Consider the following 11,951-nt stretch of genomic DNA (forward strand, 5'->3'; position numbering starts at 1 on the left):
GATTCTCGACTCCTCAAATTGTGGAAAGAATCATGGCTGCACTCCGACAACGTCTTCGTCATGCCAGCATCGGCACCAAGTTGGCCATCATTGTCGCCTTGTTGCAGGTTGCCGTGCTCATGGGGTTGGCTTTCGCCATGGCCCAGGCGAGTACGTCGCAACTGCGCGAGGCCACGACTCGCGAGTTGAAAACCCAGCAGGACTCGGTTTCCGCCATGCTGTCGCTGTTCGATTACAGCCTTCAGCAGCAGGCTGACCGGTTCCTGAGTATCTTTTCGGACCAGTACGCCGGGCGATTCGCGCTGAGCCCGGACCAGCAGGTCGAGGTCTCCGGGCGCCAGACACCGACGCTCAGGGATGGGCTCGAGGTGCTCAACGACAATACGTGGAAGCTCGATCGCTTCAGCGAGCAGACCGGCACGCCGGCGACGATCTTCGCCCGCGACGGTGATGACTTCGTGCGCATCTCCACCTCTCTCAAGGACGAAAACGGCAAGAGGGCGATGGGAACGCTGCTCAACCGGGAATCCAAGAGCTACGCCAAGCTGATGGCGAACGAATCCTATATCGGACTCGCCAAGCTTTTCGGTATCCCCTATATCACCAAGTACCAGCCGATACAGGATGGTGACGGCAAGGTGGTCGGTGCGCTGTTCGTGGGAGTCGATATCAGCGCCGAGATGACCCAGGTCCAGAATCGTATCCGCGAGATGGGGATTGGCAGTGGTGGCTACACCATGCTGATCTCCGCCGCCGGGGATCAGAAAGGGGAGGTCATCGCGGGTGGGCCATTCGAAGGGCAGAACCTGTTGAATTCCGCAGACGCCGATGCCTTCGCGCCACTGTTCGCCCAGGAATCCGGCGAGATCAGTTATGTCGCCGGCAGCGGCGACAATCGCTTGGCGCTCTACTCCCGCTATCCCGATTGGCAATGGATCATCGCCGGCTCGGTGTCGGTCGACGAGATCGAAGCCGGTGTCATCGCCGCCCGCGACCGCTTCCTGCTGATCGCGCTGGTGCTGGCGGCGGCGTTGAGCCTGGCGCTCTACTGGATCGCCAAGCAGCTGGTCACGAAGCCGATGAATCGTGCCGTCGGCCTGGCCCAGGCGCTGGCAGAAGGGGATCTGTCGCAGCGAATCGAGACGCGTCGCCGCGACGAGATCGGCCAACTGGTCGGCGCCATGAACGGCATCGGCGATGGCCTCGAGCGGATAGTGGGGCAGGTGCGTCATGCGGTCGTGGAGACCGAGAACCATACGCAGGAACTGGCCTCGGGGAATGCCGAACTCTCCTCGCGCACCGAGTCCCAGGCAGCGAGCCTCGAGCAGACAGCCGCCAGCACCGAAGAGATCAACGCGACCGTGCGCCAGAACACGCAGCGGGCGCAGGAGAGTGACGAGCAGACCCGGCAGACCGTGTTGGCCGCGGGCGAGGCCCAGAACACCGTCGAAGCCACGTCCGAAGCCATGCAGCGCATCGTCGGGATGGCAAAGCAGATCTCCGAGGTGGTCGGCGTGATCGACGGCATCGCCTTTCAGACCAACCTGCTCGCGCTGAACGCCTCCGTCGAGGCCGCCAGGGCCGGCGAGCATGGCAGGGGCTTTGCCGTGGTCGCGCAGGAGGTCCGTGGTTTGGCCGAGCGCTGTTCGACCTCGGCGCAGGAGATCAAGGCGTTGATCGGGCGAACTGTCGACGAGGTCGACAACGGCAATCTGCGGGCCGCGGAGGCTGGGCAGCGGGTGTCGGAGATCGTGTCGCAGGTCGAGCGCATCAGCACGCTGATCTCGGAAATTCGCCTGGCGTCCGAAGAGCAGTCCCACGGCATCGAGCAGATCAACCTGGCGATTGCACAGATCGACGAGACCACCCAGAGCAATGCGGCGCTGGTTCGTCAGTCCAGCGCTTCGACCCAGCAGTTGAACGATCAGAGCCGGCGGCTGGCGGAGACGGTCTCGGTATTCCGGCTGCGTGACGGTTCGGCCCTCGATCGGCAGCAGGCGGCCCTGGCCTCTCCCGCGGCCAGTCTGACCCGACATAGCTCGACTGAGGAGCCGCTACCGGCTTGATTCGGCACCGCCGATTCGGTCGATACTCGACGCAACCCGCGCCCCCTGTGATGTCGGCGCGGGCCCCGGTATGATGGCGGGTTGAAAACACCGGGCCCGTCTTGGGGCCGGTCATTGATCGCCAATGCCGCGAGCGGAATGGAATGCCGCCAGCGGCGTGGCAGTTGACTGCGCTACGCCACGCCATACCGGGCGCGAGGGGGTTGATCATTTGAGTGCCAAGAGTTCGGCCAAGAAGAGCCGTCGTTCATCGACGCAAGCGCAAGCCAGGGAGCAGGCGCGCCACGTGATCATGCGCCTGCAGGGCGTGACTCGCGAGGGCGCCGTGATTCTGCTGCTCGCCATCTGCGTTTTTCTCCTGTTGGCTCTGTTCAGCTATACACCGACGGATCCTGGCTGGTCACACAGCGGGCCGGATCAGTCGGTCTCGAACTGGATGGGCAAGATCGGTGCCTGGTTGTCCGATGTCCTCTATTCGCTGTTCGGCGCCAGCGCACTTTGGTGGCCTGGCATGTTCGGGCTGGGCGCCTGGCGACTGATGCGTCAGGCGCAGGTCCAGATAGCCTGGGATCCAATGGCGCTGGCTGTCCATACCGGCGGGCTACTGCTGTTGCTGATGAGCACGACCACGCTGGGTGACCTGCACTTCTACAGCGCCGCCAGTGATCTCCCCAATCAGGCGGGTGGCATTCTCGGTCGTGGCATTGCCAACTCCCTGACCGCCCTGGTGGGCGTGCGGGGGACCACCCTGATTGCGATCGCGGCATTCATGTCGGGTTTCACGCTGTTCACCGGCATGTCGTGGTTGACGGTGATGGACGAGCTCGGCAGTTCGTTGAACCGACTGTTCCACTGGACGAAGTCACGAGCCAGCGAGCGCCGTGAAGCGCGCCAGAATCGACGATCCGACAGGGCCGATGCCCGCCGGGACGAGGCCGAGTCGATGGACCGGGATCGCTCTGGCGACCGGGTCGAGGCGGCCGTGGTGGACGAGGACGAATCGCCGGCCAGAACATCCTGGTGGGCCAAGTGGCTGCCATGGCACAAGGCGCCCGATCTGGAGCGCTGGGACCACGACGAGTTGGAGCATGCCCATCGGTCACGCCAGGAGCCAGGCTGGGAACACGTTGTCGGGGCTGGCGATGGCCTGGAACATCGCGACTCTTCGATGTGGCGCCACGATGGCCGGACCGATATTCCGTGGGATGTGCCCGCGCGAACGCCCTCCGCCAAGCGCCCCGAGGCTTCCTATACCGCCCGTCAGCAGCGCGACGAAGCTCGCGAGCCGACATTGGGCCGTCTGCCCGCAGCCGAAGCCGACACCTCTCCGCGAACGATGACGCGTGGCGAACCGGGGCGGCCGGTAACCTCCGATTCGATGGCCCCGGGTCGGATATCGGCAACCGACGAGCCTGACGCCACGGCCGCCGGTTCGCCGGCGGTGACGGCCACGACGGCGGCCTCGCAGGCGGATTCGGAAGCTGACTCGATCGCCTCCCCGGAAAGGATGCCTTTCCGGGCCGACGTTACTCGGCGGCGCATACCCGACGCCTTCCAGGCCCCGGGAGAGACGGCTTCTTCGCCTACCGGCGCTACCGCCAGTGAAGCAACGTCGAGCGAGGCTGCGCGTGATGACGTCGACGCCCGTCGCCCCGAATCGCCGGCCAATGGGGTTTCGGCCCGCGACGACGAGGCGCCGGTCCAGCAGTGGGGGATTCGCGCCGAGCGCAATGACCCGGCAACGGATCGCCATCACGCCACGATATCGCGGGAAGAAGCGCCCGAAGAGACGGCCGAACGCGCGGGCGAACCGGAACAGCCGGCGCATCGGCGCACGGGTGTCGACTGGGGCCATATCGAGGCGGAGAGTGGCGACATGCCCGCGGACCCGACGATTTCCTCTTCACCGAACGATGAGGAACATCGTCTCGAGGGGGCAATGCGGCAGCGTCAGGAGCCGCGTTTCGATATCGCCGACGAGGAGCGGGATGACGTGGCCGGTTCGGTCTTGCCGGATCGCCAGCCGCCGGCCGCGCCAGCGCCAGCGCCGGCCTTCGCTCGCCCTGATCCCGCGACACCGGCCGCGCCGAGTGCGATGCCGCACGGTGAAGGCTCGCCGGCCACCGCGGATCAGGCCAGAGCGGCTGCAGAGGACCAGCCGACGCTATGGACCGTCGAGCATCTGCAGAGCCAGCGTCCGGTGATGGACGATCTGCCGGAGCCGAGCGGTAATCTGCCGTCGATTCGTCTGACTACGCCCGCCGACCCTGAGCAGCCGAACTACTCGCCGGAGCAACTGGAGGACATGGCCGAGCTGCTCGAGATGCGGCTGCGCGAGTATGGCGTCAAGGCGGAAGTGGTGGAAACCTGGCCGGGGCCGGTCATTACCCGTTTCGAGATCCGCCCCGCGGCCGGGGTGAAGGTCTCCAAGATCAGCAATCTGGCCAAGGATCTGGCGCGCTCGCTGATGGTCAAGAGCGTGCGCGTGGTCGAGATCATCCCCGGTAAACCGACCGTCGGGATCGAGATTCCCAATCCGCATCGGGCGATGATTCGGATTCGCCAGGTGCTGGATTCGGACGTCTATCAGCATGCCGAGTCGCCGGTGACGCTGGCGCTTGGGCACGACATCGGCGGCAAGCCGGTGGTCGCCAACCTCAACAAGATGCCCCACCTGCTGGTGGCGGGCACCACCGGTTCGGGCAAGTCGGTGGGGATCAATACCATGCTGGTGTCGATGCTGCTCAAGGCGACCCCGGACGAGGTCCGAATGATCATGGTCGACCCCAAGATGCTGGAGCTCTCCGTCTACGACGGTATTCCTCATCTATTGGCACCGGTGGTGACCGACATGAAGGAGGCGGCCAACGCACTGCGCTGGTGTGTTGCCGAGATGGAACGGCGCTACAAGCTGATGGCGGCGATGGGTGTGCGCAACATCGCCGGCTTCAACGCCAAGCTCGATGAAGCCGAGAGTCACGGCGCCCAGGTTCAGGACCCGCTGTGGGAGCCGCAACCGTGGGAAATGCACCAGCCGCCGCCGACACTGGCGAAGCTGCCTTACATCGTCGTGGTGATCGACGAGTTCGCCGACATGTTCATGATCGTCGGCAAGAAGGTCGAGGAGCTGATCGCGCGGCTGGCCCAGAAGGCGCGGGCGGCGGGTATTCACCTGATCCTGGCCACGCAGCGGCCGTCGGTCGACGTGGTGACCGGTCTGATCAAGGCCAACATCCCCACCCGCATGGCGTTCCAGGTGTCGTCCAAGATCGATTCGCGCACCATTCTCGATCAGGGCGGTGCCGAGAACCTGCTGGGTCACGGCGACATGCTCTACCTGCCGGCCGGGGCCGGCATGCCGCAGCGCGTCCATGGCGCCTTCGTCGATGACGACGAGGTTCACCGCATCGTCGAAGACTGGAAGCGCCGGGGCGAGCCCGAATATATCGAGGAGATCCTCTCCGGGGGCGTTTCCGCCGATGCCCTGGCCGGGCTCGAGGCCGAGGGTGGCGGCGATGGCGACGATGCCGAGCAGGACGCGCTCTACGACGAGGCGGTACAGTTCGTCACCGAAACCCGCCGGGCGTCGATCTCCGCGGTGCAGCGCCGTTTCAAGATCGGCTACAACCGCGCGGCGAGACTGGTCGAGGCGATGGAGCAGGCGGGAGTCGTCTCGTCCATGGGCAACAACGGCTCCCGTGAGGTATTGGCGCCGCCGCCCGTCGGGCATTGATTCGAGCGGCCGCGGGGAACTAAACCCCGCGGCCGTTTTGCTGTCCTAGCATTCACCAGATTCACGATCGTCGATCTCGGATCGACGATTCCCGATAAGGAATGTCCATGCGCAAGATGAAGACCTTGGCTTTGGCCGGATCGCTGTTGCTGGCGCCGGTATTGATGACCCAGTCGGCACTGGCGGATCAAGCGTCCGCCGATCGTCTGACCCACCTGCTCGAGCCGCTGAAGACCTATTCCGCGGATTTCGAGCAGCAGATCCTGGACGCCTCTGGCTCCAGCCTGCAAGACACCAGCGGCCACATGTGGCTGTCGCGTCCGGGGCATTTCCGCTGGGAAGTGAACGAGCCCTACCGGCAACTGGTCGTCTCCGACGGCAACGAAGTCTCGCTCTACGATCCCGACCTCGAGCAGGTCACGATCCAGCCGCTGGACGACCGGGTCACCCACACGCCGGCATTGCTGCTCTCCGGGAGCGCGTCCGAACTCGCCGACAACTACGATGTCACGCGACAGCAGCAGGGCGCCAGCGAGACCTTCACGCTGATACCGCAGGCCAACGACACCCTGTTCGAGCAGCTCAAGCTGACCTTCTACAGCGAGCAGCTCGATGCGCTGCAGATGACCGATAGCACCGGCCAGCGCACCGCGATCGATTTCGACAACGCGCAGACCAATGTCAATATCGATCCCGCCCAGTTCCAGTTTCAGGCCCCTGAAGGCGCCGACGTGATTCGGGAGCAGTCGCCCGCCACGCCGTGACGCCAGGCTCGCCGCGCGACTCGCCCCGTCGTGGTCTCCACGCCGGGGCGAGTGTCGTTTGACGGCAGTCGACGCCTCTCAGGAGTCGCCGTCCGCCTGGCGATCCAGCTCCTCGCGCCAGGCTTGCATCTGCTGGAAGCGTTTCTCCTGACCGTAGTCGCTGGGCTCGTAGAAGCGGGCTTGCGGCAGGTTTGGCGGCCAGCAGTCATGGCGGCTGCCGGCCGGGTAGCCGTTGGGCTCGTTGTGGGCGTAGCGATAGCCTTCGCCGTAACCCAGCGAGGACATCAACTCGGTAGGGGCATTGCGCAGATAGACCGGCACCTCCAGGTCGGGATGCTCGGCGACGAATGCCTTGGCCTGACTCCAGGCTTGGTCGATGCGGTTGCTCTTGGGGGCGATTGCCAGGTGGATCACCGCATGGGCAATGGCGCGCTGCCCCTCGTAGTCGCCCAGCCGCAGGTAGGCGTCCCAGGCGGCTATCACCAGCGGCAGCGCGCGCGGATCGGCGTTGCCGACGTCCTCCGACGCGATCGCGGCGAGGCGCCGGACGATGTCCAGCGGATCACCGCCGCCGCTGATGAATTGGGCGACGTAGAGTAGCGCGGCATCGGGGCGCGACGAGCGAACCGACTTGTGAATGGCCGACAGCACGTCGTAATAGTGCTCTCCCTGTTTGTCGAAGGCCGCCGCCTGATGCCCGATCACCTCGATCACGGCGTCGCGATCGAGAACCTCGCCGTGCTCGTCGGTCTTGACGAAGTCACAGGCGGTCTCGAGCAGGCCGAGGGCGCGGCGTGCATCTCCCGAGGCCGCCCTCGCCAGAATCGACAGCGTTTCGTCGCTGGCGCGGATATTGCGCTGCCCGAGGCCGAGTGTCTCGTTGCCGAGGGCGCGTTTGAGCACCGTGATCAACTCGCTCTCGTCGAGGGCTTTCAGGACATAGACCCGGGCTCGCGAGAGCAGTGCCGAGTTGACCTCGAAGGAGGGGTTTTCGGTGGTGGCACCGATCAGCGTCAGCAGGCCGGATTCGACGTGGGGGAGCAGGGCATCCTGTTGGCTCTTGTTGAGCCGATGGATCTCGTCCAGGAAGAGCAGGGTACGGCGATCGCGCATCTGCCCCTCCCGGGCCCGTTCGACCGCCGCCCGGATCTCCTTCACCCCCGCCATCACCGCCGAGAGTTGCTCGAGCCGGGCGCCGGAGGCTTCAGCGAGAATCTCAGCCAGCGTGGTCTTGCCCACACCGGGAGGGCCCCACAGGATCATCGAGCGTACGCTGGCGGTCTCCGCCATGCGTCGAAGCGGCTTGCCCGGACCCACCAGCGCCTGCTGGCCGATGTAGTCATCGAGCGTGCGCGGGCGCAGGCGGTAGGCGAGGGGCGCGTTGCCCGGATGCGGGTCGCCTTGGGAGGCGTCGTCGGCAAATAGGTCCATGGGGCTTCCAGGCTGGCTGATGGCAGTGAAACGGTACATTTCGCTACACTGATTCAGACGTTAGGCGTAGAGCGTTTATCGGAAAAACCGCTAGGGTAGGAAATTCTAGCGTGTCGCTGGGGGCAGGCCCAACTGCGATCATCGAGATGTCATTCGAGGCTCGTTTGTCGGCTTCTGGCAGAGGTAATCTACGGCGTACTTCGTCGATTCCGGTCGCGGCTGTCGGCGTGGCGATGCCTTCGATCACGCCAGGCAACCCCGGTGACGGACCGTCGGGACGGGTTCCGGCGCCAATGTCGTCGACAGGCACTACACTAGGCTGACTAGGCGACGGACGTCACTCGACACCGCGCTTCACGGACAGGAGACTCACCATGCCCATGCTGACCCAACTGCGTCAGGACCATGCCAACATGGCGCGCCTGCTGCATGTGTTGCAACTCAAGCACAAGACACTGGCCGACGGCGAGCGTCCTGACTTCCGGCTGATTCGGGAAGTCGTGGACTATATCCTCGACTACATGAACGGGTTCACGATTCCACTCGAGCGTCTCTGCAGCGATCAACTGGTGGCGAGGGCGTCCGGCATTCACGAGTTGAGCACGCGTCTGGCCGGGGATTATCAGCATTTGCACGAGCAACTGATGCGCCTGTCCCAGGATCTCGACATGATCCTGATGGATGGCGTGATGCCGATGGACAAGTTCGCCGATGACCTCAAGTCCTATCTCGAAGCGCACCGGGCCTATCTGCGTGCCGAGCGGGAGGAGCTGTTCCCGCTGATTCGCGAGCATTTCGACGAAGACGATCTCGCGCGTCTCGCCAGCGAGCTGCCTGCCCAGGCGGGCGCCGAACTGGCGCGGCTGCAGGAGGCGTATCCGGAGCTGTATACCGAGTTTCGCGAGGCCCCCTCGCCGCTGTAGGCGTGGCGTCTCGCTTCCCCGCTACCTGACACCACGGCGATCGCCACTGCGCGATCGCCGTCGCTTGCGTAGAATGGCCGTCTGGAATGACAGGACGGGGGCAGGATGGATCGACTGCAAGCGATGCAGGTTTTCCGCGCGGTCATCGACGCCGGAAGTTTTGCCGGCGGCGCTCGGCGCCTGGGCGTTTCCAATGCCATGGTCAGCAAGCAGGTTTCCCGGCTCGAGGAGATGCTGGGCGTGCGGCTGCTGGTGCGGACCACGCGGCGCCTGCAGTTGACCGCCGAGGGCGAGCGCTACCTGACCACCGTCGTTCGTCTGCTCGACGAACTTCAGGAACTGGAGGCTGGCATTGGCGAGCAGCGCGGCGAGATTCGTGGCCGACTGCGGCTATCCGCGCCGGTGGATTTCGGGGCGCGCTCATTGATGCCGGCGCTGCAGGCCTTCGAGGCGGCGCACCCGGCGGTGTCGCTCGACCTGGTGCTGGAGGATCGCCGCGTCGATCCGCTGGCGGAGGATTTCGATCTTGTCGTGCGCATCGGCGAGCTGGAGGATTCCAGCTTGATCGCGCGACCCTTGATGCAGATCCCGATGCACCTCTATGCGTCGCCCGGCTATCTCCAGCGCTATGGCACGCCCCGTCATCCCCAGGATCTTCGGGACCACCGTTGTCTGCACTATACCCTGTCGAGACACGGTCTCTACTGGCCGTTCCGGGTCGACGGCGAGATCTACCGTTTCCGGCTGCAACCGGCACTCTCCTGCAACAACGGCAGAGCGCTGATCGAGGCCGCGGTACTCGGTATGGGATTGACCTTGAAACCGGCATCCCTGGCCGCGCCGGAAGAGCGGGCCGGGCAACTGGTGCGCGTGCTCGAAGCGTTCGAAATGCCGCCGCTCGATATCCATCTCCTGTACGCCGAACGTGACTACATGCCGGCGCGCCTACGCGCCTTGATCGAGGCCCTGCTCGGCTATTTCGGCGACGGTCAGCCCTATGATTGACGCCTTGATATTCGATTCCGGTGTCGGCGGGCTCTCCGTCAGCGAGGAGATTCGCCGGCGGATACCGGACTGCTCGCTGGGCTATCTTTGCGACAACGCGGCGCTGCCCTACGGCACCCGGCGTGACGACTGGCTGATCGAGAGAATCGGCGCGGTCTGCGTGAGCGCGTGCGAACTGGCGCGACCCCGCGTGCTGGTGGTGGCTTGCAACACCGCCAGCACATTGGCCCTGGCGGCGTTGAGGGCGCGGCTACCGATACCGGTCATCGGCACCGTCCCGGCCATCAAGCCAGCGGCAGAAGCCTCCCGCAGCCGGACGATCGGCCTGCTCGCCACTGGCGCGACCGTCCATCGGCCATACCTGGACCGGCTGATCGCCGATCATGCACCGGATTGCCGGGTGGTACGCGTGGCGGCTGACGCCCTGGTTATCCAGGCCGAAACCTACCTCGCGGGCAAGGCGCTCGATGCCCGCGCGCTTCAGGTAGCCATTGCGCCATTGAAAGCGGCGGCGGGCCTCGATGTCGTGGTGCTGGGGTGCACGCACTTCCCGTTGCTGCGAGGGCTGCTCGAACCGCTGATGCCCGACAGGCTGTGGATCGACTCCGGGGCGGCAATCGCCCGTCGACTGAGTCAGGTGCTGGGCGATACCCGGTCGATCCCTGCGCCGCCAGGCGAGGCGCCCAGCTGGGCCACGGCGCCCCAGGTCCCGAGTCTGGGACCAATCCTGAGGCGTTTCGGTTACTCGTCGCCGTTGGCTTTGGAGATCACTCAGCCGGCGGTCGCCACCCCGTTTCATGAACCATCGCACTAATTTTGTCCGAGGATTTCTGGTTTGGTGATTTTCGATATCGATCCCTCGCGTTACGACGCCCAGCTCGAGGCCAAGCGCGAGCGCATCGAGCGTCAATTCGCTCGCTTTTCGCCACCGCCGCTGGAGGTGTTCGCCTCGCCGCCATCCCACTATCGGATGCGCGCTGAGTTCCGTATCTGGCACGAGGGAGACGATCTTTTCTACGCGATGTTCGAGGCCGACCCGGAGGCACCGCTTCAGCGAGGCCGAGTCGCCCAGCGCGTCGTCCGCGTCGACCGGTTTCCGGTCGCCAGCGAGCGCATCAACGAACTGATGCCGCGTCTGCTCGACGCGATTCGTGACGAGCCGCTGATGCGGCGCAAGCTGTTCCAGGTAGAGTTTCTCACTACCTTGAGCGGGGAGGCGCTGGTCACGATGATCTACCACAAACCGCTGGGAGATGAGTGGGAATCGCAAGCCCGCGAGCTCCAGGCCCGGCTCGGGGTGTCGTTGATCGGGCGTTCCCGCAAGCAGCGGCTGGTGCTGGATCGCGACCACGTCTGGGAGCGACTCGAGGTGGATGGCCGGGAGCTTCATTATCAGCAGGTCGAGAACAGCTTCACCCAGCCCAATGCCGAGATCTGTCGTGCCATGCTGCACTGGGCCCGCGACGTCACCGCCGATAGTCAGGGGGATCTGGTCGAGCTTTACTGCGGCAACGGCAATTTCACGGTGGCGCTGGCACAAAATTTCCGGCGCGTGGTCGCCACCGAGATCTCGCGAACGTCGGTCGCATCGGCGCAGGCCAACCTCGACGCCAATGGTATCGACAACGTCCATGTGGCGCGGATGTCGGCAGAGGAGTTCGCCCTGGCGCTGAGTGGCGAGAAGCAGGGGCGACGTGTCGCCGCCATGGGGCTCGCCGAGTGCGACTTCTCCACCGTGCTGGTTGACCCGCCGAGGGCGGGGCTGGATGCCGACAGCTGTGCGCCGCTGATGCGCTATTCCCGCATCGTCTATATTTCATGCAACCCCGATACGCTGGCCACCAACCTGGAGCAACTGACCCGTACCCATCGCGTGATTCGGATGGCGCTGTTTGACCAATTCCCGTGGACGGACCACTGTGAGTGCGGGGTGCTGCTCGAGCGCCTGCCTTCGGCGTGAGTCGAGGTGCGATGCCAGTCCGGACCGGGCCATCATCGCGGCTTGTCAACCGCCGATGCGGCCACGCAG

Annotated in this window: 8 protein-coding genes; 7 read left to right on the top strand and 1 reads right to left on the bottom strand. The window is 65.0% G+C overall.

All coding sequences use genetic code 11. The features are described from left to right. The first annotated feature begins 32 nt into the window (after nt 1–32). The 3 genes from DOM54_RS15525 to lolA all read left to right on the top strand — a co-directional run bounded on the left by DOM54_RS15525 (nt 33) and on the right by lolA (nt 6,563). Entirely contained in the window at nt 33–2,066 is a 2,034-nt protein-coding gene (locus DOM54_RS15525) for a methyl-accepting chemotaxis protein (RefSeq protein ID WP_110717198.1), read from the top strand. Between the two features lie 292 nt (nt 2,067–2,358). Then, nucleotides 2,359–5,799: a DNA translocase FtsK gene (locus DOM54_RS15530; protein WP_110717257.1), complete on the top strand. Its 3,441-nt coding sequence runs from the start codon at nt 2,359–2,361 to the stop codon at nt 5,797–5,799. A 107-nt stretch (nt 5,800–5,906) separates the two neighbouring features. Beyond that, the gene (lolA, locus tag DOM54_RS15535) at nt 5,907–6,563 is read left to right on the top strand and encodes an outer membrane lipoprotein periplasmic chaperone LolA (RefSeq protein ID WP_110717199.1); all 657 of its coding nucleotides are present in this window, start codon (nt 5,907–5,909) and stop codon (nt 6,561–6,563) included. Between the two features lie 78 nt (nt 6,564–6,641). Here the strand turns inward: lolA and DOM54_RS15540 are convergent, their stop codons facing one another. After that, nucleotides 6,642–7,994, bottom strand: a complete 1,353-nt coding sequence (locus tag DOM54_RS15540) for a replication-associated recombination protein A (protein WP_110717200.1) — start codon at nt 7,992–7,994, stop codon at nt 6,642–6,644. Between the two features lie 380 nt (nt 7,995–8,374). On the opposite strand from DOM54_RS15540, the gene DOM54_RS15545 reads away from it, so the two are divergent. The 4 genes from DOM54_RS15545 (at nt 8,375) to trmA (ending at nt 11,882) form a co-directional block, all read left to right on the top strand. Beyond that, nucleotides 8,375–8,917, top strand: a complete 543-nt coding sequence (locus DOM54_RS15545; RefSeq protein ID WP_110717258.1) for a hemerythrin domain-containing protein — start codon at nt 8,375–8,377, stop codon at nt 8,915–8,917. A gap of 105 nt (nt 8,918–9,022) precedes the next feature. Further along, the gene (locus DOM54_RS15550) at nt 9,023–9,922 is read left to right on the top strand and encodes a LysR family transcriptional regulator (RefSeq protein WP_110717201.1); all 900 of its coding nucleotides are present in this window, start codon (nt 9,023–9,025) and stop codon (nt 9,920–9,922) included. Beyond that, a complete protein-coding gene (murI, locus tag DOM54_RS15555; protein ID WP_110717202.1) occupies nt 9,915–10,736 on the top strand; it encodes a glutamate racemase in 822 nt (273 codons plus the stop codon). Before DOM54_RS15550 ends, murI begins: the two co-directional genes overlap by 8 nt. A gap of 21 nt (nt 10,737–10,757) precedes the next feature. After that, nucleotides 10,758–11,882: a tRNA (uridine(54)-C5)-methyltransferase TrmA gene (gene trmA / locus DOM54_RS15560; RefSeq protein WP_110717203.1), complete on the top strand. Its 1,125-nt coding sequence runs from the start codon at nt 10,758–10,760 to the stop codon at nt 11,880–11,882. The last annotated feature ends 69 nt before the right edge of the window (nt 11,883–11,951 follow it).

The sequence above is a fragment of the Salinicola acroporae genome (assembly GCF_003206615.1).
GTDB lineage: Bacteria > Pseudomonadota > Gammaproteobacteria > Pseudomonadales > Halomonadaceae > Salinicola > Salinicola acroporae.

Bases quoted from the DNA above. Each gene is read 5' to 3' on its own strand.
- DOM54_RS15525 (WP_110717198.1), top strand. From the start codon at position 33: ATGGCTGCACTCCGACAACGTCTTCGTCATGCCAGCATCGGCACCAAG.
- DOM54_RS15530 (WP_110717257.1), top strand. From the start codon at position 2,359: ATGCGCCTGCAGGGCGTGACTCGCGAGGGCGCCGTGATTCTGCTGCTC.
- lolA (WP_110717199.1), top strand. From the start codon at position 5,907: ATGCGCAAGATGAAGACCTTGGCTTTGGCCGGATCGCTGTTGCTGGCG.
- DOM54_RS15540 (WP_110717200.1), bottom strand. From the start codon at position 7,994: ATGGACCTATTTGCCGACGACGCCTCCCAAGGCGACCCGCATCCGGGC.
- DOM54_RS15545 (WP_110717258.1), top strand. From the start codon at position 8,375: ATGCTGACCCAACTGCGTCAGGACCATGCCAACATGGCGCGCCTGCTG.
- DOM54_RS15550 (WP_110717201.1), top strand. From the start codon at position 9,023: ATGGATCGACTGCAAGCGATGCAGGTTTTCCGCGCGGTCATCGACGCC.
- murI (WP_110717202.1), top strand. From the start codon at position 9,915: ATGATTGACGCCTTGATATTCGATTCCGGTGTCGGCGGGCTCTCCGTC.